At 63.1% G+C, this 19,121-nt stretch carries 17 protein-coding genes; 2 read left to right on the forward strand and 15 right to left on the reverse strand.

All coding sequences use genetic code 11. From position 1 onward, the window contains the following. Nucleotides 1-100 precede the first annotated feature (100 nt). The 9 genes from ACN9M1_RS21690 to ACN9M1_RS21730 form a co-directional block, all read right to left on the reverse strand. Nucleotides 101-847, reverse strand: a complete 747-nt coding sequence (locus ACN9M1_RS21690) for a fimbrial biogenesis chaperone (RefSeq protein ID WP_426400671.1) — start codon at nt 845-847, stop codon at nt 101-103. Nucleotides 848-917: 70 nt separating this feature from the next. Next, nucleotides 918-1,490 (reverse strand): fimbrial protein, encoded by a 573-nt coding sequence (locus tag ACN9M1_RS21695; protein ID WP_426400672.1) that lies wholly within the window; start codon nt 1,488-1,490, stop codon nt 918-920. Nucleotides 1,491-1,781: 291 nt separating this feature from the next. Beyond that, nucleotides 1,782-2,444, reverse strand: a complete 663-nt coding sequence (locus ACN9M1_RS21700) for a response regulator transcription factor (protein WP_426400673.1) — start codon at nt 2,442-2,444, stop codon at nt 1,782-1,784. Then, the gene (locus ACN9M1_RS21705) at nt 2,441-3,880 is read right to left on the reverse strand and encodes a sensor histidine kinase (protein ID WP_426400674.1); all 1,440 of its coding nucleotides are present in this window, start codon (nt 3,878-3,880) and stop codon (nt 2,441-2,443) included. Before ACN9M1_RS21705 ends, ACN9M1_RS21700 begins: the two co-directional genes overlap by 4 nt. A gap of 14 nt (nt 3,881-3,894) precedes the next feature. After that, nucleotides 3,895-4,758 (reverse strand): M23 family metallopeptidase, encoded by an 864-nt coding sequence (locus ACN9M1_RS21710; RefSeq protein WP_426400675.1) that lies wholly within the window; start codon nt 4,756-4,758, stop codon nt 3,895-3,897. Between the two features lie 380 nt (nt 4,759-5,138). Next, nucleotides 5,139-6,032: a LysR family transcriptional regulator gene (locus ACN9M1_RS21715; protein WP_426400676.1), complete on the reverse strand. Its 894-nt coding sequence runs from the start codon at nt 6,030-6,032 to the stop codon at nt 5,139-5,141. 71 nt (nt 6,033-6,103) lie between these two features. Continuing rightward, the gene (locus tag ACN9M1_RS21720; protein ID WP_426400677.1) at nt 6,104-6,814 is read right to left on the reverse strand and encodes a cysteine hydrolase family protein; all 711 of its coding nucleotides are present in this window, start codon (nt 6,812-6,814) and stop codon (nt 6,104-6,106) included. 24 nt (nt 6,815-6,838) lie between these two features. Further along, nucleotides 6,839-7,447, reverse strand: coding sequence for a cysteine hydrolase family protein (locus ACN9M1_RS21725; RefSeq protein ID WP_426400678.1), 609 nt, complete (start codon nt 7,445-7,447; stop codon nt 6,839-6,841). A gap of 250 nt (nt 7,448-7,697) precedes the next feature. After that, complete coding sequence (locus tag ACN9M1_RS21730) at nt 7,698-8,006, reverse strand: diguanylate cyclase domain-containing protein (RefSeq protein ID WP_426398920.1); 309 nt, start codon at nt 8,004-8,006, stop codon at nt 7,698-7,700. Between the two features lie 557 nt (nt 8,007-8,563). Between ACN9M1_RS21730 and ACN9M1_RS21735 the strand changes: the two genes are divergently transcribed. Beyond that, complete coding sequence (locus ACN9M1_RS21735) at nt 8,564-10,768, forward strand: M1 family metallopeptidase (RefSeq protein WP_426398921.1); 2,205 nt, start codon at nt 8,564-8,566, stop codon at nt 10,766-10,768. A 96-nt stretch (nt 10,769-10,864) separates the two neighbouring features. Here ACN9M1_RS21735 and ACN9M1_RS21740 read toward each other — a convergent pair whose 3' ends face one another. The 6 genes from ACN9M1_RS21740 to ACN9M1_RS21765 form a co-directional block, all read right to left on the reverse strand. Continuing rightward, entirely contained in the window at nt 10,865-11,188 is a 324-nt protein-coding gene (locus ACN9M1_RS21740; protein ID WP_426398922.1) for a P-II family nitrogen regulator, read from the reverse strand. After that, nucleotides 11,185-14,334, reverse strand: a complete 3,150-nt coding sequence (locus ACN9M1_RS21745; protein ID WP_426398923.1) for an efflux RND transporter permease subunit — start codon at nt 14,332-14,334, stop codon at nt 11,185-11,187. Before ACN9M1_RS21745 ends, ACN9M1_RS21740 begins: the two co-directional genes overlap by 4 nt. Further along, nucleotides 14,331-15,551, reverse strand: a complete 1,221-nt coding sequence (locus ACN9M1_RS21750) for an efflux RND transporter periplasmic adaptor subunit (RefSeq protein WP_426398924.1) — start codon at nt 15,549-15,551, stop codon at nt 14,331-14,333. Before ACN9M1_RS21750 ends, ACN9M1_RS21745 begins: the two co-directional genes overlap by 4 nt. After that, nucleotides 15,548-16,897 carry a TolC family protein gene (locus tag ACN9M1_RS21755; RefSeq protein WP_426398925.1) on the reverse strand — a complete coding sequence of 450 codons (1,350 nt, stop codon included), beginning with the start codon at nt 16,895-16,897 and terminating at the stop codon, nt 15,548-15,550. The genes ACN9M1_RS21750 and ACN9M1_RS21755 overlap by 4 nt, the downstream gene beginning before the upstream one ends. A 113-nt stretch (nt 16,898-17,010) precedes the next feature. Then, nucleotides 17,011-17,538 (reverse strand): hypothetical protein, encoded by a 528-nt coding sequence (locus ACN9M1_RS21760; RefSeq protein ID WP_426398926.1) that lies wholly within the window; start codon nt 17,536-17,538, stop codon nt 17,011-17,013. A 109-nt stretch (nt 17,539-17,647) separates the two neighbouring features. Continuing rightward, nucleotides 17,648-18,376: a pyridoxine 5'-phosphate synthase gene (locus tag ACN9M1_RS21765; RefSeq protein WP_426398927.1), complete on the reverse strand. Its 729-nt coding sequence runs from the start codon at nt 18,374-18,376 to the stop codon at nt 17,648-17,650. A gap of 303 nt (nt 18,377-18,679) precedes the next feature. On the opposite strand from ACN9M1_RS21765, the gene ACN9M1_RS21770 reads away from it, so the two are divergent. Then, nucleotides 18,680-19,114, forward strand: coding sequence for an Rrf2 family transcriptional regulator (locus ACN9M1_RS21770; RefSeq protein ID WP_426398928.1), 435 nt, complete (start codon nt 18,680-18,682; stop codon nt 19,112-19,114). Nucleotides 19,115-19,121: the final 7 nt, after the last annotated feature.

Raw genomic sequence — 19,121 nt, forward strand, 5'->3', positions numbered from 1 at the left:
GGGGGCGTCGCCGGCGTTTGTTGCAGCCCGACACGCAGAAGCAGCTGCCGGCGCGACCGCTTCGTCAGAAGCGGCCCCCTCTATGACTACGGAGAAACGATCAGCGTGTGAGCGGTGCTTGCTTCTGGACCAGTGAGCCGTAGTCGGTAATGACCGTGAAATCGGCCTTGATGTCACCGGATGGGGTGTGCGTTACACCCTTGAGCGGAAGCGTCGTGCTCTGCCCGGGGGCCACCATGCCACCGTCGCCGTCCATGGTTTTGCCGTTGGCATCAATGCCGACCCGGGCAAAGTTGACATGGTATGGCGTGGGATTGGTCACTTGCAGCGCCAAGTCTTTACCTGCCTCTGGGGGCATCAGCTTCCAGCTGAGCTTGTCTGCGGCGTGGTCCACGTCACCAACAAGATTCGTTGGGCGGAAAAACAACTTGATGCGCGTACGGAATGCGAACTGCAGCCTGTTGCGGCCGTCCTTGTTATCCGCCTTGGGCGGAACTTCCAGTACGTTCACCCAAAACAGGGATTCTTTGTCTGTCGGCAGCGGCTCTCCGGTGTACACCAGGCGCACTGCCTGCCCCTTTCCTCCGTCCATGCGGAAGATGGGCGGTGTCACCGTAAACGGAACCTTGGCCGAATCCGGTGTTGATTTTTCGTCGCCGTCATCCAGCCAAACCTGAACCAGTGAGGGGATCTTGGCCTCATTGCTCAGCTTGACCGTGACTTCCTTTTCATCGGCAGGGTAGACGACGCGTGTACCACCAATGACAACGGTAGCGTCAGCACGCGCCGCGAACAGCCCAGCAACGACCGCCACGCCGGCCACAAGATTACGCAACACAGTGTTCATTTTTGGCACCTCGATTGGTTAATAGCAGCACCGGAGCTGCATGCAGCTCCGGTGCCTTTACAGCCGCGGCTTAGCGGTAGGTCACGCCGTACTGCACGCTGGTGTCAACCAGGCCAGGCGTCGCTGCGCCCGTGGCGTAGTACTGCGCGCCCAGGCCGATCGTAGCGGTGTTGTTGGCGATCGCCGGGCTCGAAATGACGGTAGCCGGGCTAGCCAGGTCCAGCGCCGTGCCAGTCGCATTCGTCAACTGAACGTTGGTGTGGGTTGCCTGATCCGCGAGTGCGTTGGTCAGCGTACCGGTAGAAGCGTCGATACGCGGGCTAGCAACGTTGAAGCGCAGGTCGGCGATCTTGCCGTTGACGCACGAGCCTTGGCCCGGGCCACCGATGATCAGGTTGAATGCCTTACGGTTGGCGGTATCGCCAGCCTTGGCCAAGGACGTGGCGGCAACCGGCTCCAGCGCCACGCCAACGTTACCCGTGCCACCGTCGGTACCCGTACCGCCGGTGATCGTGCAGGTTGCGTCGGTCACGGCACCGGTGATACGGATCGTGCCGCCGTTGGCAGCTTGAGCTTGAGCGTTACCCATCACCAGAACGCCTGCGGCCAGTGCGATGGCGGAAGCAAACTTGATGCTCTTCATGAGATTGATTCCCTACTGAATAAATAAACATGTTTACTCATCAACGCGATGAGATCTTTGTTGACAGCCCCACGACAAGCCCTGTCCCAGACAGCAACCAACAGGCACAACCTTATCGGTGGCAACCCGTGCCATAAATAAGATGTGTCTGATATCTGGGTGCTGCGGGAACGCGGCTTGGCGTGTTGGCGCATATTAGGAACGGCAAGCACTGGAGACCATCAGACTAGGCTGAATTTGCGCCGAAGCCGGGCCATAGGGAGCGCATGGGTAAAGCCGCGATGCCGCCCGTTATGCCAGCGGTGCGTTGGGCCCCATGGTGGCGTTGTCTAGCAATCTCGCGTACGTGCGCACAAGTTCAACCACCGAACTCGTGCGCAGCTTGTCGAACACATTGGCGCGATAGGTCTCCACGGTCCGTGGCGACAGGCCGCCCAGGTCGCGTGCAATCTCCTTGTTGCTCAGGCCTCGAACGATGCCATTGAGCACCTCGCGTTCACGTGTGCTGAGTGTTGCGATGCGCGCGGTGTGCTCCTGCTGTGCGCTGCTGCGGCCTCGCGACTGCATGTGGCGGCGGATCGCCTGCTGAACCACGCCGATCAGCTCGTCGTCGTCCACGGGCTTGCGCAGGAAATCGAGCGCCCCGCCCTTGAATGCCCGCCGGCAGGCATCGACGTTGCCATGACCCGTCATGATGATGATCGGCAAATCGGGGCGGTTGCCCAGGCGATCCAGCAAGTCCAGACCACTCATGCCGGGCATCCGGACGTCAAGGAGTGCGCAACCGAGCGCGCTATCGTCGGCATCGGCAAGAAAAGCGCTCGCGTCCGCGTAACAGCGTGCCTGCAAGCCGACCGTACGCAGCAGCAGTGCGAGGCCGTCACGCACGGCTTCGTCGTCGTCGACGATCGCGACGATGGAGGTGGTTGTATGCGAGTCCAGGTTTGCGTTCATGCGGGTTCCTCTACAAGCGGGAGCATCAGCACGGCCTCGGCACCGCCGGATGGCAGGTTCTGTAGCGTCAGCGCACCATCCAGACGCTGGGCCAGCGTGTCGCACAGCGGCAGGCCAAGGCCCAGCCCACCTGCGCGTGTCGTGAAGAACGGCTCGAACAGGTGCGGCAGTACATCGGCGGGCACGCCCGGGCCGTTGTCGACGACGCGTAGGCGATAGCGCCGGCCGACCCGTTCGCCACTGACACGGATCTCGCCACGGGTGCTGCGATGCATGGCCGCGAGTGCATCTCGCGCATTGCGGATCAGGTTGTACAGAATCTGCTCCACGGCCACCTGCTCGCCCAGCGGCTGCGCGCGCGGAGCCGCGTTGCTCCAGGCCAGGTCGATGTTGTCTCGCGCCAGCTCATCACGCAGCAGGAACAACAATGTGCCCATCAGCGCGTCAGGGTCGAGTGCGCTGCGTTTGCCCGCTTGCGTGGAGGTGACGGCCGCCCGCAGCCGATCGAGGATGGCAGCAGCACGCTTGGCTTGCACGACGCTGGTCTGCAGGGCACGGCGGATGCTGTCTTGTTCACTCTGCATGTCGAGCATCCGTTCAGCGGCGCGCGTGTGCATGATGATGGCGGTCAGCGGTTGGTTGAGCTCGTGCGCAAGACCGGCCGCCATCTCGCCAAAGGTGTCGAGCCGGCTGAAACGATCAATGCGCGCACGCGTGTGCTCGCGGCGATGCGCCTCGCGCAACCGCCACACGCCCGATGTGCCCAGAACGATGAGGATGACGACGGCATTCCACAGGGCAATCGGCAGCCAGGGCAGATCGGCCGGTGTCAGGGTGCGGGTCGTGTCCAGCACGAAGGCTTGTGGTTGCACCGGGAGGTGCTTCGCGAGATGGAAGGTCCAGCTCAGCTGCGTGGTGGACTCGGTACGCCGCAGCAACCCGAAAGCGTGGTCCCGCAAGCGCAAGGTGGCGGACGATACCGATTCTGGCCAATCCCCCGCATCGAGCATCTGCAACGGATCGACCCGGACAGCCCACCCGCTGTCAGCAACAAGCCAATACGCTTGCGCTCCGTCAAACTCAAGGGCGAACTTTCCGTTGTCGGCACGGGCCAGCGCTGCGGTTGGTAGGGCCTCGCCCGCACCTTGCCAGCCGGCACCGGGCTTCCAGAAGGCGATGGCCGTCACTTGCGGCATGCGCTCACGCAAGCCGCTGAGCATGTCGCTCGGCAGCGCGGAAAGCGGCGTCGCGCCGAGCGTTGTCAGGATGGCCTCGTGTTGCGCAGCCTTTTGGCTGAGTTGCCGGATGGCGATACTCGAATCCTGGAAGAAGCGGTTGTACGCGTCCGAAACAGAACGCGAGACGATCAACGCCGTGCCTGCCAGACTCAGGACTAGCCACGCCAATGGCAGGATGACGCGGGCGGACATCTTCATGGGTATCCTCGGGATCAGCAGACCTCGCCCGGTGCCTTGGCCGCCGCGCGCAGGGATTCGGCATCGGCAGCAGCCAGCTGCAATCGCGCCGCACCGACCACGCGCTGGAAAGCCGCGAGCTGCGCGCCTTGCAGCGCAGGTGGGTTCGTCTTGCGGATCAGGGCGAGCGGATCGATCGGGGCGTTGCCGCGTTTGACTTCGAAATGCAAATGCGGCCCAGTCGCAGTCCCGGTACTGCCGACTGCGCCGACACGTTGTGCACGGGCAATGTGCATGCCACGACGCAAGCTGCGTTCAATCTTGGACAAATGCGCGTAGTACGACGCGTAGCCGTTCGCATGCCGGATCACCACGTATTTTCCGTAGCCACGTGGGTCGTTGCCGATGTGCGAGACAACGCCATCGGCGGATGCATGCACCGCCCTGCCCATCGGCGCTGCGAGGTCGACACCAGAATGCACGTGCTGCGCCCCGGAGACCGGGTGCACACGTCCGCCAAAAGTTGAGCTGACCCGCGTTGCCACCACCGGAAACGTAAAGCGCAGTCCGCCCATGAGCGTGCCGTCAAACCGGTAGTAGTCGCCGCGTGGCCGCTCGGCCGTCGCGAACCAGACGCCGCTGTGATTGCCCCCGCGGAACTGCACTTCGAGCGCGGTCATGCGAACGTCCTGGCCGCAACAGCTGCCGTCTACCGGTTCGTAGATCACGCGAAAGTAATCGCCCGGCGAGGCTTGCGCCGACACGTCGACTGAATCGCGCAGCAGACGCTGGATCTGCTGCGAAAGACCGCTCGGCAGATCCGCTTGAGCGAGCGCATTGCGCAATGTGGTCGTGATGGCACCGGCGCGGGAACCCGATGGCGATGGTTGGGCAGGCACGCCGAAAAGGTCGATTGCTGACGCAGTGGATCGCGTTTGTGCAGGCGTATCGGGTGCGGACATCACACCGAACACGGCAACGGGAACCACCGCAGTCACGAACCCGGACAGCAAGGCCAGGCACGCCAATGACCGTCGCACTCGACGCTTGGCGGCTGCATGGCCCACGGGTCGACCTTGTTCGCGTGCGAGACGGGAAGGCAGGTCAAACCGCATGGCGTCATCACTCGCTGGAAAAATTCAGAAGCAGGAAATCGGATCGTGCCGGGAGCAGACCCGAGGCCCGCGTCACAATTCGGCACGAGTCGAATGTACCGGCGCGTGGATGGACGGCGTATCGGAACGGTCTGAATCGACCTGAGACTTAGCGTCGCGGCCGGCTACTGTGCGCGATAGTGCTCGCACATGTAGTCGACGAACGCTCGCACTTTGGGTGCAACGTGGCGTGTTTGCGGATACAGCGCGTAGTAGATGCGCTTCCCGACCGTACAGTTAGGAAGCACACGCACGAGATGACCACGTGCCACGCCGGGCTGCACGGTGTTCCAAGTGAACGCGGCAATGCCCATGCCGGCCACGGCGGCCGAGTAGGTGGCGGTAATGGCATCGGTTGTCAGCCGGCCCGCCAGAGCAATGCGCACCGGCTCACCCTGATCAGACTCAACCCGCCATTCAGCACTGCCGGCAGCGCTGGAAAAGCTCAGCAACTCGTGCGCTTGCAGATCATGCGGAACAGCGGGCAGCCCGCGTCGTGCAATGTAGGTAGGCGACGCCACCAGCACGATGTCGGACTCGACCAGCTTCTTCGCCATCAGGCTGCTATCGCCCAGCGGGCCGCTGATCCGCAGCGCAACGTCAAACCCGTCTGCAACGAGGTCGACCATCTGGTCGCTGCATGAGAGGTCCAGTTGAATGTCGGGATAGCGCTGCTGAAACGCCGGCAACCAGTCGGCAAGTTCAAGCGTACCGATGGCCAGTGGCACGCTCACGCGCAATGTGCCCGAAACGTGCTCGCGCTCGTTGGCCATGGCGTGCGATGCGGCTTCGACTCGCCCAAGGATGTCGACGCAGGAGGCGTAATAACGCTCGCCAGCCGCCGTCAGCGCAAACCGCCGCGTCGTGCGGTTGAGCAACTGCACGCCAAGCGCGGTTTCGAGATTCTTCAGTTGCCGCGACACCGACGAGTGCGTGCTGTCGAGTCGATCCGCCGCAGCGGAAAACCCGCCGGCCTCGACGATGCAGCAGAACACGCGCATTGCTTGCAGTTGGTCCATGGCCCGATGACAAGATGTCAACAACGCAAAAAAGCGGGCTTAACGCCCGCTCCGGAACTTCCGACGAAGCATCAACGCAGCGGCAGCTTCGTGATCTCCGAGGTGGTCATGACAGAGCCGAAAGTGTCTTCCACTTCAGCCAGCGACGCATTGTGGAGCGCCTTATGGTCAACCTTCGCACCGTTGGCACGCGTGATATCGCGCGTTGCGGTGGCGTCGGATGCTACCACGACGTCAAAGCCCAGCGGCACGGCGTCACGCGCGGCACCAGCGACGCAAGCGTGCGTCATCAGGCCGGCGATCACGATGGTCTTGATGCCCTTGTCCTTCAGTTGCTTGTCCAGGTTGGTGCTCGGGAACACGCTCACGGTGTTTTTCTTCACCAAGATGTCGTGCGCGCGTGGCTCCATGCCCGGCTGGAACTTGACGGTCTCGCCATCTTCCGCAAACACCGCCGAACCTGCCGGCGTGACGTGCTGGACCTGGAACACCGGCATCTTGTTCTTGTCTGCGAACGCGATCAGCTTCTTGGCGTTTTCCATGGCCTTGGCGCCATCCGGAATCGGCATGCGGCCGCCGGGGAAGTATTCCTTCTGGAAGTCGATCACCACCAGGGCGGTCGTCTTCGGATCCAGATGGTCCACTTGGTTTGCGCCAGCCATCGCGCGGATGGTCGGGTGCGCATTGGGCGTGGCTGCCGTTGCGGTTGTGATAGAGGCGGCGGCCATCGTGACAGCAATGGCGGCACCCTTCAGGAGGTTGGAAATACGGAACTTCATCATGAACTCCAATGAATTGGCGGATTATTAAGCGGCGTTCAACGCCAGCACGTCAGCGGTGTTCATCACCGAGCCGAACGTGTCGGACACCTCGATCAGTGCGGCTTGATGCAGAACGTCGTGCGACACACGCAGTGATTCGCTGACGGCGATATCACGCGTTGCGCTGGCGTCATCAACCACGATGATTTCGAAACCGGCGGCTGCGCCATCGCGCGCGGCGCCGGCCACGCAGGCGTGCGTCATCAGGCCGCAGATCACCAGGTGCGTGATGCCGTTCTGCTTGAGTTGCTCGGCGAAGTCGGTGCCGGCAAACACGCTGACATTCGGCTTCTGGAACACGCGGTGCGTGGGCTTCTGCACGACGTCGGCATGAATGCCAACGTATGGGCCCTCAACCGCAAACAGCGGCGATTCCTTCGGGGCCACGTGCTGCACGTGGATAACCTTCCAGCCCTTTTCATCGGCGTGGTTGATCAGTTTGTTTGCCTGACGCAGCGCTTCTGCGCCGTTCGGGATCGGCAGCGAGCCGGTGTAGTACTCGTACTGGAAATCGATGGCGATCAGCGCGGTGCTGGTCGGCAGTGCCTTGGGAGCGGTCGCGCCGAGGATGCTACGGAGAGTTTGCTTCGACATGTTTGCGTCCTTGGAAGAGGTTCGGAAAGGAGTGTAGGAACTGCACCCGTTCCACACCATATCCGGTGGACCACAGGATCTGTGCAAAACATGAACAAATTTTCAACAACACCGGCAATGCCAGTCGATGGCACCACGGGATTTGTGTTTGCGCCGAGATATCGACGCAATTGAGCTCGCACGACACGCGAATGCGCCGGCATGGCGAGCCCCGCATGAAGCTCGCCGGTTAGAAAGACGCTGGCAGTCGCTATGCCAAGCGCCTGCCTTCATGCTGGATGCGTTTGTCTTCATACATGGCGACATCGGCATCGCGCAGGGCGTCTTCCAGCCGCCCGCCGTCATCGCAGGTGGCGCAGCCCATCGAGAAGCCCAGCACCGGGCCGGAGTAGAACTGGTTGTTGAGCTCGACCAGCGTGCGCAGGCTTTCCATGAGCGTCTGGCCTGCATGCGCATCCGCGCCGGGCATGAGCACGGCAAACTCGTCGCCACCGGTACGCGCGGCGTGGGACGGTTTGTCAACGGCCTTGCCAAGTACGCTATCAGACGCGGATTGCATGAATCGCTCTATGGGAAACATTTCATCAACCGCATGAGCGTACCGGTTTTGTGCAACGCCGCGCTGCGTGCTGGCCTCGTCCGGAAGAACTACCCCCGCTTTGCGCCGCGCTGGCGACAGGCATCAGCAAATCGTCAGGATATATCCAGTGATTTTTAGCGCCGCATAATCGACCGGTGCGGCGCGTACAGTTTTGCTTTATCTGCGCTTGTAATAATGCGCCATCTTTGTTGGCGGAGTATTCAAGGGCTGCATTTAACCTTTCCAATTTTCAACGCCGCTTGAAGAACTCACACGCTCCTATCGTCATGCTGGCCCGTGCCGCGCCATTCCAAGCCAAAAACTACAAAAAGCCCGGCCGCAAATTGATTTTCCCGACTTAAAAAACTTCGTCTCGATTCAGAGAACTTTTCCTCCAGAATCCGTGCATCCCGTGCGCGGGTTGTGATTTACACCGCGCAAGACGCGGGAAATTCCTTGTGCCGATTCAGCGGCCAGCCCCCCTTTTCTTTCTGAGCTCTGGGCCGCCGATTCGTTTCCATCTCAGGAGAAATGCAATGCGGGATTCGACAACCCACCGTCGTGCGGCCACGACACGTACGTTCAAACTGGCATTGGTCGCGCAGGCTGCGGCAGCGCTGATTCTGGCGGCCTGCGGCGGCGGCGGCGACGACGCACTCACCCCGGCCGGCGGCAAGCTCGACAACAACGGCTCGCAGCAGCAAGGCAATACCAACAACGGCAATGGCAACGCGCAGGCACCGGCCGTTGATGCATCGGTGCCACCGGTGGAGCTGCCGGACTACATCAAGCCGATCAATTACAAGCTGTGGTTCCGCCCCAGCGCCGATCTCAACAGCTTCTCGGGCCGCGCAGATGTCGAGATCAAGGTCACCAAGCAGACCGGCGCCGTTTCGCTGGCCGTGCGCGACCTGAAGTTCGATGCCTCGCGTCTGACGCTCACGCCCACGTCGGGCGGTCCGTCGCGCGTGCTGGTGCCGATTCCGCAATCGCAAGGTGCCTTCTATGACCTGCGCGACCCGACCGGCGACATCAAGCCCGGCAACTACGTGCTCCATATGGAATGGACGGGCACGATCAACTTCACCAAGGCCGAGGGCATCTTCAAGCTGGGCCTGCAGGCGGCCACGGGTGAAAGCTCGGATGCCATCGTCACGCAGGGCGAATCCAACTTTGCGCGCGAATGGTTCCCGAGCTGGGACGAACCTGCCTTCCGCAACACGTTTGAGGTGACGGCCGAGATTCCGGGTGACTGGAAGGCCGTCGCCAATGGCAAGCAGACCGGCGCGACCAAGCTGCCGGATGGCTATCAGCAGGTGACGTTTGCCAAGACGCCGTCGATGCCGGCGTACCTGCTGTTCTTCGGCGCCGGCAAGTTCGACATTGCTGAAGACACGTTCACCAACCCGCTGGACGGCAGCAGCATGCGCCTGCGCTGGTGGGTGCCGCCTGGCGAGGCACACTCGGCAACGGCGGGCATGCAGTTTACGAAGGAAGCGTTGAACCACTACTACAACTACTTCCAGATCCCGTTGCCGTTCGACAAGATGGACACCATCGCCGCCAACGACAGCTACAACAACAAGAATGCCGGCTTTGGCGGCATGGAGAACTGGGGCGCCATCTTCGAGTTTGCCGACCAGGTGCTGGTGCCGCCCGATGGTGCGCCAACGTCGGTCCACACGATGGGCAAGGCGCGCTCGTTCGTGGTGGTGTCGCATGAACTGGCGCACCAGTGGTTTGGCGACCTCGTCACGCTCGACTGGTGGGACGACATCTGGCTCAACGAATCCTTCGCCAACTGGTTCGAGAACGTCACCAAGATCACGCTGCACCCCGAGTTCCCGGGCAACACGTGGGATGGCTATGCAGCGGTCAAGCAGCGCGTCTACACGCTCGACCTGCAGCCGACCTCCGTGCCGGTGCAGCACAACCTGAGCGATGCCGGTTCGATGGACTTCCTGGACCGCTTTGCCTACAACAAGGGCGGCCATGTTCTGCAGATGATCGAGAACTACGTCGGCAAGGATGCAATGCGCCGTGGCCTGCAGAACTACCTGAACAAATACAAGTTCGGCAACGGCACGCCGCCGCGCCTGTGGGCAGAACTGGAAGCCGCCAGCGGCAAACCCGTTGGCAAGGTAGGCGACAGCTTCGTGCGCCAGACCGGCGTGCCGCTCGTCACCATCGACGCGCAGTGCAACCCGGCCACCAACCAGAACGTGCTGACAATCACGCAGAAGGCGTTCCCGAACAAGAACGTCTATTCCGGCTATCAGTGGAATATTCCGCTCACGATCGCCTACGGTGACGGCCTGGCGCAAACGCAGACGGTGGTGCTGGATCAGCAGACAGCGCAGGTGACATTGCCGACGTGCTCGGCCGTGCTGGCCAACCCGACGGGCCTGGACTACTACGTGACCAACTACAGCCCGACGCTGTGGAGCGCGCTGCTGGCGCAGGCTGGGTCCATCACCAACAAGGCTGCCACGACCAACATCGCGGGCGATGCGACGCAGTTGTACAACGCGCAGATCATCGACAAGGCGCTGTATGACCAGATCGTCGGCATCCAGAACTTCCAGCCGACCGTCGCAACACTGCGCGCTCAGGGCGTCACGCCGACCGGTTCGCTGCGTCCGCAGGCGGTGCAGCAGCAGCAGATGCAGTCGATGGATCGCCCGATCCACAGCTTCCGCTACGAAGGTCTGATGAAGCATCTGACCGACATCAAGCGCTAAGCCTCAAAGCAAGCGGGCCGCTTCTGGTGAAGTGGCCCGCTGCAACGTTGGCTCCTGATTTCTGGCGGACAGAGTCCGCCGTTTTTCATTGCGACATCACCCCGTGCGGTGCAGGAAGGCGGCCTGGATCACGTCCGTCATCCAGATCGCGCTCTCGCCGGTCTGACCGTGCTCGAGCACCTTCACTGCAGTCTCGAACAGCACACCGGCCAGTGCATCGGAGGCAACGATCTCAATGCGCACACGCGGCACGAACTCCGTCAGATCGTCCTTGATGGAATGCGCGCCCGCTTGCGAGGCCGCCGGCGGATAGCCGTTGACTTCGCCCACCGTCATGCCCGGAAACCCCGGACAACCGCGCAGCGCCTCATGCACGCGATCGAGCAACTGAGGGCGCACTACGATACGGATTTCCTTCATGCCTTGGCCTCCTCATCAAACCATTTGTACAGCGTGGGCAGCATCACCAGCGTGAGCAGCGTACAAGTCAGCAGACCGCCGATCACCACGATGGCCAGCGGCCGCTGCACCTCCGAACCCGGCCCCGTGGCAAACAGGAAGGGGATCAAGCCCAGCATAGCCACGGTGGCCGTCATCATCACGGGGCGGAAACGCATGCGCGAGCCCAGTCGTACGGACTCTTCCACCGACATGCCCTGCTCCCGCAAGCTGCGGATCGTGCTGACCAGCACCACGCCGTTAAGCACCGCGATACCCCATAGCGCCACGAAGCCCACCGATGCCGGCACGGACAGGTATTCCCCGGTGACGAACAACCCGATGATCCCGCCCACCGATGCGAACGGCAGCACGAGAATGATCAACGTGGCGTAGCGCACCGAGTTGAACAACAGGAACAGCAGGAAGAAGATGGCCGCCACCGTAATCGGCACGATCACCTTGAGGTGGCCCATGGCGCGTTCCATGTTCTGAAACTGGCCACCCCACTCCAGGTAATAGCCTTCGGGCAACTTCACCTTTTGCGCCACGGCCGATTGCAGCTCGGCCACGAAGCCGCCCAAGTCACGGTCACGCACGTTCACGCCCACCACCACGCGGCGCTTGCCGAGTTCACGGCTGATCTGCGCGGGGCCATCGGTCACCTCAATGCGCGCGATGCTTTCCATCGGCACCTGCGCACCGTTGGGCGCTGCCACAATCAGATTGCGAATGGCCTCAACGCTGCCGCGATACGCCTCGGGCAATCGCACCACCGCGCTGAAGCGGCGTTCGCCCTCGAAGATTTCCGTGGCCTCCTTGCCGCCGATAGCGGTTTCGATGACGTTGTGCACATCCGCCGCGTTCAGCCCATGACGTGCGATGGCCTGGCGGTCAATGGCGATCTGCAGATACTGCTGACCCGTGATGCGCTCCACGCGCATGTCCTGCGCGCCCTGAATGCCCTGCGCCACCTTGGCAATCGCTTCAGCCTTCTCGCGCAGCGTGTTCAGATCGTCGCCAAACACCTTGATGGCCACGTCCGAACGCACGCCGGTCACCATCTCGTCCACGCGGTCGGAAATCGGCTGGGCCATAACGATCTGCACGCCGGGCAGTACCTGCAGCGCCTTGCGCATCGCCTCGGCTATGTCGTCCTGGTTCCAGCCCTTGGGCCACTCGTCACGCGGCTTGAGTGAGACAATCGGCGTCGATTCATTCTGGCCCTGCGGGTCGGCCGGAGACTCACCTCGGCCCACACCGGAAACCGCCGACTTCACGCCCGGCACCTGCATCACTAGGCGCATGGCTTCCATCTCCATGCGGATCGATTCTTCCAGCGAGATGTTCGGCGCGCGGTTGATACCGGGCACCACCGAGCCCTCCTTCATCTCGGGGATGAACGCCGTGCCCAGGAACGGCAACAGCGCGCCGGTCGCGAGGAACACTGCCACCGCCACGATGACCGTCTTGCGGCCGTTGTTCAGGCTCCACTCCAGCATGCGCAGATACGGCTTCTTCATCTTGCGGATCAGCCACGTATCGTGCGCGTCGTGCTCCGCATGCGGGTCATCGCTGTGCACACCCGCCACATGTTTGTGCGCCTTGGGCTTGAGCAGATACGAAGACAGCACCGGCGTCAGCGTGAGCGACAGCACCAGCGAGAAGAACAGCGCAATCGCAATCGTGAAGGCCAGCGGCGCAAACATCTTGCCTTCCATGCCTTGCAGCGTCATCAACGGCAGAAACACCAGGATGATGATGCCCACGCCGAAGATCACGGGCGTCGCCACCTCCGTTACGGCATGCAGGATGATGCGGACGCGGCTTTCGTTCGGGTCACGTGGTTTCGCCAAATGCGCGAACGCGTTTTCCACTACCACCACGGAGCCATCCACCATCAAGCCAATCGCAATCGCCAGCCCGCCCAACGACATCAAATTGGCCGAGATACCGAGCTTGTTCATCGCGATGAAGGTCAGCAGCGGCGTGAGAATCAACGTACCGACCACGATGAGCGACGAGCGGATATCACCCAAGAACAGCAGCAGCACGATCACCACCAGCACCACGCCTTCGGCCAGCACCTTGATGACGGTCTGCAGGGCCGAGTCCACAAGGTCGGAACGCTCGTAGTACGGCACGATCTTCAGGCCGTCGGGCAGCATGCCATCGTTGTTGATGGCCTTGACGCGGTCCTGGATGCGCGCGACGACTTCCTTGGCGTTGCCGCCACGCATCATCATGACCACACCGCCAACGGATTCCGTCACGCCGTTCTTGACCACCGCACCCGCGCGCACCGCTGTACCGATCTTCACCTCGGCCACATCGCGGAGGGTAAGCGGCGTGCCGTTGACCTCCTTGAGCACGATGGCGCCAATGTCATTCGTGTCACGCACCAGGCCCACGCCGCGAATCAAGTATTGCTCGGCGAAGTGCGGCAGCACGCCACCGCCCGAGTTGGCATTGTTGGCCGCCAGCGCCTCGAACACTTGCTTGACCGTCACGTTGTGATGGCGCAGGCGCTCCGGATTGACGAGCACCTGGTACTGCTTCTCGTAGCCGCCCTGCGAGTTGATTTCCGCCACGCCCGGAATCGAGCGCAGCAGCGGGCGTACGACCCAATCCTGCGCAATGCGGCGCTGGGTGAGCTCTTCAACCGAGAGTTCCTTGTCCCCATCGTCCGGCCGGTCGAGCGTGTACTGATACACCTCGCCCAAGCCCGTCGATACGGGGCCGAGCACCGGTGTCACGCCTGCGGGCATGCGCGACTGCACTTCGATCAGCCGCTCCATCACGAGCTGGCGCGCAAAGTACACATCGGTCTCATCCGTAAAGACGAGCGTGATGAGCGACAAGCCAGGTTTGTTGAGCGAGCGCATCTCGGTCAACGCCGGCAAGCCGGTCATGGCCATCTCCACCGGCACAGTCACGAAGCGCTCGACCTCTTCCGGCGAGCGGCCCGGTGCCTCGGTGGCAATCTGCACCTGCACGTTGGTCACGTCCGGGAACGCGTCCAACGACAACTTGCGCGCGGCATCCAGCCCAAAGAACAGCAGCACGGCAGCCACGACGGCCACCACGAGCCGCTGCTTGAGTGCGCCGCGAATCAATGCGTCAATCATGCGCCCTCCATCTCGGCGCGCTTGCGCTCGTTGTTTAGATGGAAGCCGCCTTCCACGACGATGGGTTGACCGGCCTGCACGCCGGAGACCACTGGGCGCACGCCATTCGACTCGTCGCCCAGCTTGACCGGCGTGAGACGGAAGTTGGTGTCGCTGGCGCGCACGAACACGTAGTCGCGGTTGTCTTCTCGCACCACGGCTGAGGTCGGCACCACCAGCTTTTCTTCCGGGCGCGACTGGATCAGCAGCGTGGCTAGCATCGACGGCTTGAGCGTGCGCTCGGCGTTGTCGACTTCGGTGCGCACCGTCACCGTCCTCGTTTGCGGGTCAACGATGTCGGATACCCAGATCAGCTTGCCGACCATGCGTTCGCCCGCGCCGGTGTCGATCTCCACAGCCTGCCCTGCGCGCACGCCAGCTGCGGCGTTCTCCGGCACCTCACCCACCACCCACACGCGCGACAGGTCCGCCACGGTGAACAGTTCATCGGCCGGCTGCACCACCTGGCCGCGCGTGACCTTGCGCTCCACCACCGTGCCGCTGATGCTCGCCACCACGGGCGAGATCGACGACATACCGCCGGCACGCCTCTTGGAAAGCGTGCCGGCCGACACGCCCATCACGCGCAGTTGGTCGACCGCCGCGCGCACTTCCGCATCGGCCATCGCCAATTCGCTCTGGCGCTTCTGCAACTCGGCCGAACCGATCACATCAGCGGCCAGCAGCAACTTGGCGCGTTCCAACGCACGCGCCTGCAAATCACGCTGCGCGGCGGCCTTCTGATACGCGAGCTGCGCGGCGCCGAGCTCCGTGCTATGCAGTTGCGCGAGGATGTCGCCCGCTTTCACGCTCTGCCCCGGCGTGGCAATCAGCTCCGTCACACGCCCCGTGACCGTGGCACCAATACGCGCGACACGTTGTTCATCGAAGGCAATTTGCCCTGGCACGTGCAGACGCTCGGCAATCGGCTGCTTGCCGACCGGTGCCACTTTCAAACGCTGCACCAGCGTGGGTTGCGCGACGACGAGGTTTGGGTCAGTGGCTTGTTGTGCGGCCTTGGCGTCGGCTGGGGCGTCTTTGCCGCAAGCGCCGAGCAACAGCATCGCCGCCAGGGCAACGCCGGCCAGCCGGATCGAAGAAGAGAAAGAAGACGGTGTGTTCATGATCAGACTGGATTCGTGAGTTCGGGAAGCGGCGCGATGGCACGGGCGTGTCATGGGGCCTCCGGGCGCAGGCGGTCGAGTTCAACAGCAGCGGTGCGCAAATCAGCGCGCGCGGCAATGAGGTCGTTGCGTGCCTGGCGGAAAACGCGCTGGGCATCGAGGTAATCCAAGATGCCGCGCTCGCCGTGGCGGTACGCGGCTTCGGCCACACGCAGGGCGGACTCGGCCTGCTTGACCACGCCCGACTCCAGCGCACTCACTTGCGACTCGGCGATCTCGTATTGGCGATAGGCGGATTCAACGGCCTGCCGTGTGCGCAGCTCACGATCGCGCAGCAAGGCGCGGGCGCGTTCGAGCGCCGCCACGGCCTCGCCAACCGGCCCTTCGCGGCGGTCAAACAGCGGAATCGACATCACCAGGCCAACGCGGCTGTCTTGCAAATCGGGCTGGCGATCCACTGAGCCGCGCAGCGCGATCGACGGCCAGCGCTGGCTGCGCTCATGCGCGAGGCGTGCCTCGGCTTCGCGTACGGCGGCGCGGTCGGCTTCCAGATCAGGATGCGTCGCGACCACCTGACTGAGGAGATCGGCCAGCGGCGGCAGATGCGCGACGGAAGGCGTGTCGGCGCCCGCATCCACATCAAAGGTCAGCGGCAGATCGGCACCGACGGCCCGGCGCAGTTCCGCCAACGCCTGCTGCACGCGCAGCGCGGCGGCCTGCTCGGTGCGTTGGGCGTTGAGCAATTCAGCATCGCCGCGGATCAGTTCGTAGCGCGGTGCTTCGCCGGTTTCCACGCGCACGGCTACGCGGCGGCGGATCTGCTCGACCAGCGTTACGTCTTCGCGTGCATTACGCTGCTCGGCTTCGCGGCGTACGACATCGAAAAAGCGCAGCTTGAGCGTCGCCTCCACATCGCGTGCGCTGGATTGTGCGACGGCCTGTGAACCTTCGTACGCAGCATCGGCGGCCCGTGTGCGGGCAGCCCGCTGCCACGGCAGATCGAGCTTCTGCGTGATCGACATGCTATTGGTGCGACCTTCTACCGCGCCCGGCATGCGGGCACGCTGTCGGCCGGCCATGGCTTCCACCTCGGGGTTCGGCCAGGCACGTGCGGTGGTGATACCCGCCTGCGCGGCTTGCACCTGGGCCTGTGAAGCCGCCAGCGCGGGGTGATTGGCGCGGGCCAGTTCCAGCAACTGCGGCAGGGTGTAGCGCGGTTGAGGTAGCACCTCGTCGCGCTGCGGCTGGACGGCCGCTGTGACGGTAGGCGGGGAAGACGCAGGAGGTGCTGCGTGGGCGGGAACCGCCATCACGGCCAGCACGGCGAAAACAACAAAGCGTCGCGACGCGCGCGCACCCGTTGCGGGGCGCGGGTCGGCCGCATCCTGATTGGACAACATCCGAAATCATCCTGAAAAAGAAGAACAGGCAAGCGCGAGCGTCCAACCGGTCAAAACGCCGGTTGGCACTGCGCTAACAACTCAAGGGGATGGTTTCCGGCGAATGCCGGAGATCAGGCACGTGCGGGAGGACGCAGCATCGGGGCCGGCGTGGGGCCAGCCAGGAATGGCGGAAGTGCAACACGGACACGTGCAACACGCAGGCCGTGCGTCAGAACCATGGGAGGCGGCGGCAGCCAGAGTTCTGGCGCGTCGCTGGGGTGATCGGGGGCAGCGGCGTTGGTGGCCGGCGCATCTGGGGCATCTTGCCCTTGCGCGGCCCAATGCTCGGCACTGAAGCACTGGCTGAGCTGCGTGATGCGCTTGTCGAGCGCGGCGCTCGTGGCGCGCTCGCCCCCCTGGCTGGGCTTCATTACCGGGGTCGCATCCGCAAGCCCATCGTCCATCGCGGCGTCGATAGCTTCCAGCGCCTCGTCCGCGGCTTGCCCGTCAGGGAAATGCGTGGCCGAAAACACCGACACCGTGAACAACAGGCACCAGATTGTGAGGACCCATCGCACGCCGCGCATGCGCGAACGCAGCCCACGCGCATTCGCACGCGGCAGCACAGGCGAGGAGGAAAAAAAGTCCGTCACAAACATTGACCCGGATACTAGCAGGAAAATTGCTGCACCTGCACACAACTGCCGTCAGCGGGCCGCAATGTCAAACGCAGAAGACGCGTTTGCTGGAGCCGTTTGTACTGAGCCTTCAGGCGCGAACGATCTTCAGGTACTGCGCAACCACGTCGTCCAGGCCTTGCTCTAGGCACTCGACCACGAAGGCGTGTCCGATCGACACCTCTGATACGTTGAACGCCTTCAGCAAGGTGGAGAGGTTCTGCAGGTTGAGGTCGTGACCAGCATTCACGTCGATGCCGCAAGACTGCGCAGCCCGCGCCGTCTCCTGATATGCCGTCAGGAGTGCGCGAACATCGCCAGCCGCATAGGCGGCCGCATACGGGCCGGTATACAGCTCGACCCGCTGTGCACCCACAGCAGCCGCGTCGCGCGCGTCCTGCGGATTTGCGCTGATAAACAACGACACGCGGCACCCAAGTGCGTTCAGCCGCGCCACGACGCCCTGAAGAAATGGCGCGTGAGCCTGCACGTCCCAGCCATGATCCGACGTGAGCTGCTGCGGGGCATCTGGCACGAGCGTCACCTGTGCCGGCCGGATGTCCGCCATCGCGTCCATGAAACGCTCCGACGGATAGCCCTCGACGTTCAGTTCCCGGCCGAAGCGGGCGCAAATCGCCGCGATCTCAGGCAGGTCAGCAAAGCGCACATGCCGCTCGTCCGGCCGGGGATGGAGCGTAATGCCGTCCACGCCTTGCTTGAGACACTGCTCCGCGAACCGGCCCAGATCCGGATAGTTGCCTCCTCTGGCATTCCGGATCAGCGCGATCTTGTTGAGATTGATCGATAGTTTGGTGCTCACGTTATTCCTTTCAATTTGACGAGGATCTCTTGCGCTGTTGGGGATTCGGCATCCACGAGAACGCCGGATTGTATGCGCTGACATGCCGGACCGGAAGGCGCGCAACACACGTCTTCCTTGGCCCCCATAACGTCAATCGACCATGCCGGGCGCGAACTGCGGGGCATTCTGCAGACGTGGATGCGGGCTCGCAAAGGGTCGGCTCAAACTAGCCGGCGTGGCGGTCCCAGCGGGAGCGCGCAATGCAGAGTTGACATCATCCCGCATCTGTATCTACACTGGTTACACTTCATTTTGCTCACCATGACCAGCAGCCGTTTCGCCGTCGCCGTGCACATCCTCACCCTGCTCGCCAGCGCGGAGGGGCCGGTGCCGTCGTCACTGATCGCGGGCAGTGTGGGCACCAACCCAGCGTTGATCCGCCGGTTGGTGGCGCAGCTGGCCGATGCCGGTTTCGTGACTTCGCAGATGGGCGCGACGGGCGGCGCCACGCTGGCACAGCCGGCAGACCGCATCACCTTGCTCGATGTGTTTCGCCTGGTGGAGTCGCCGGTGCTGATTGCACTGCCGCCCAATGCGCCCAACCCGGCATGCGAGGTCGGCCGCGAGATCACCGGCGTGCTGGAAAGCGTGACCCACCGCGCGCAAGCTGCGCTGGAAGCTGAACTGGCTGCACGCACCATTGCGAGCATCCTTGACGAGGTCGGACACGCGCAACGACGTCGCCGCCGGGCCTAGTAGGCCG

Origin of the sequence: Ralstonia sp. R-29, from assembly GCF_049913345.1 — a bacterium.
Classification (GTDB): Bacteria; Pseudomonadota; Gammaproteobacteria; order Burkholderiales; family Burkholderiaceae; genus Ralstonia.

Bases quoted from the DNA above. Each gene is read 5' to 3' on its own strand.
- ACN9M1_RS21690 (WP_426400671.1), bottom strand. From the start codon at position 847: ATGAACACTGTGTTGCGTAATCTTGTGGCCGGCGTGGCGGTCGTTGCT.
- ACN9M1_RS21695 (WP_426400672.1), bottom strand. From the start codon at position 1,490: ATGAAGAGCATCAAGTTTGCTTCCGCCATCGCACTGGCCGCAGGCGTT.
- ACN9M1_RS21700 (WP_426400673.1), bottom strand. From the start codon at position 2,444: ATGAACGCAAACCTGGACTCGCATACAACCACCTCCATCGTCGCGATC.
- ACN9M1_RS21705 (WP_426400674.1), bottom strand. From the start codon at position 3,880: ATGAAGATGTCCGCCCGCGTCATCCTGCCATTGGCGTGGCTAGTCCTG.
- ACN9M1_RS21715 (WP_426400676.1), bottom strand. From the start codon at position 6,032: ATGGACCAACTGCAAGCAATGCGCGTGTTCTGCTGCATCGTCGAGGCC.
- ACN9M1_RS21720 (WP_426400677.1), bottom strand. From the start codon at position 6,814: ATGATGAAGTTCCGTATTTCCAACCTCCTGAAGGGTGCCGCCATTGCT.
- ACN9M1_RS21725 (WP_426400678.1), bottom strand. From the start codon at position 7,447: ATGTCGAAGCAAACTCTCCGTAGCATCCTCGGCGCGACCGCTCCCAAG.
- ACN9M1_RS21730 (WP_426398920.1), bottom strand. From the start codon at position 8,006: ATGCAATCCGCGTCTGATAGCGTACTTGGCAAGGCCGTTGACAAACCG.
- ACN9M1_RS21735 (WP_426398921.1), top strand. From the start codon at position 8,564: ATGCGGGATTCGACAACCCACCGTCGTGCGGCCACGACACGTACGTTC.
- ACN9M1_RS21740 (WP_426398922.1), bottom strand. From the start codon at position 11,188: ATGAAGGAAATCCGTATCGTAGTGCGCCCTCAGTTGCTCGATCGCGTG.
- ACN9M1_RS21745 (WP_426398923.1), bottom strand. From the start codon at position 14,334: ATGATTGACGCATTGATTCGCGGCGCACTCAAGCAGCGGCTCGTGGTG.
- ACN9M1_RS21750 (WP_426398924.1), bottom strand. From the start codon at position 15,551: ATGACACGCCCGTGCCATCGCGCCGCTTCCCGAACTCACGAATCCAGT.
- ACN9M1_RS21755 (WP_426398925.1), bottom strand. From the start codon at position 16,897: ATGTTGTCCAATCAGGATGCGGCCGACCCGCGCCCCGCAACGGGTGCG.
- ACN9M1_RS21760 (WP_426398926.1), bottom strand. From the start codon at position 17,538: ATGTTTGTGACGGACTTTTTTTCCTCCTCGCCTGTGCTGCCGCGTGCG.
- ACN9M1_RS21770 (WP_426398928.1), top strand. From the start codon at position 18,680: ATGACCAGCAGCCGTTTCGCCGTCGCCGTGCACATCCTCACCCTGCTC.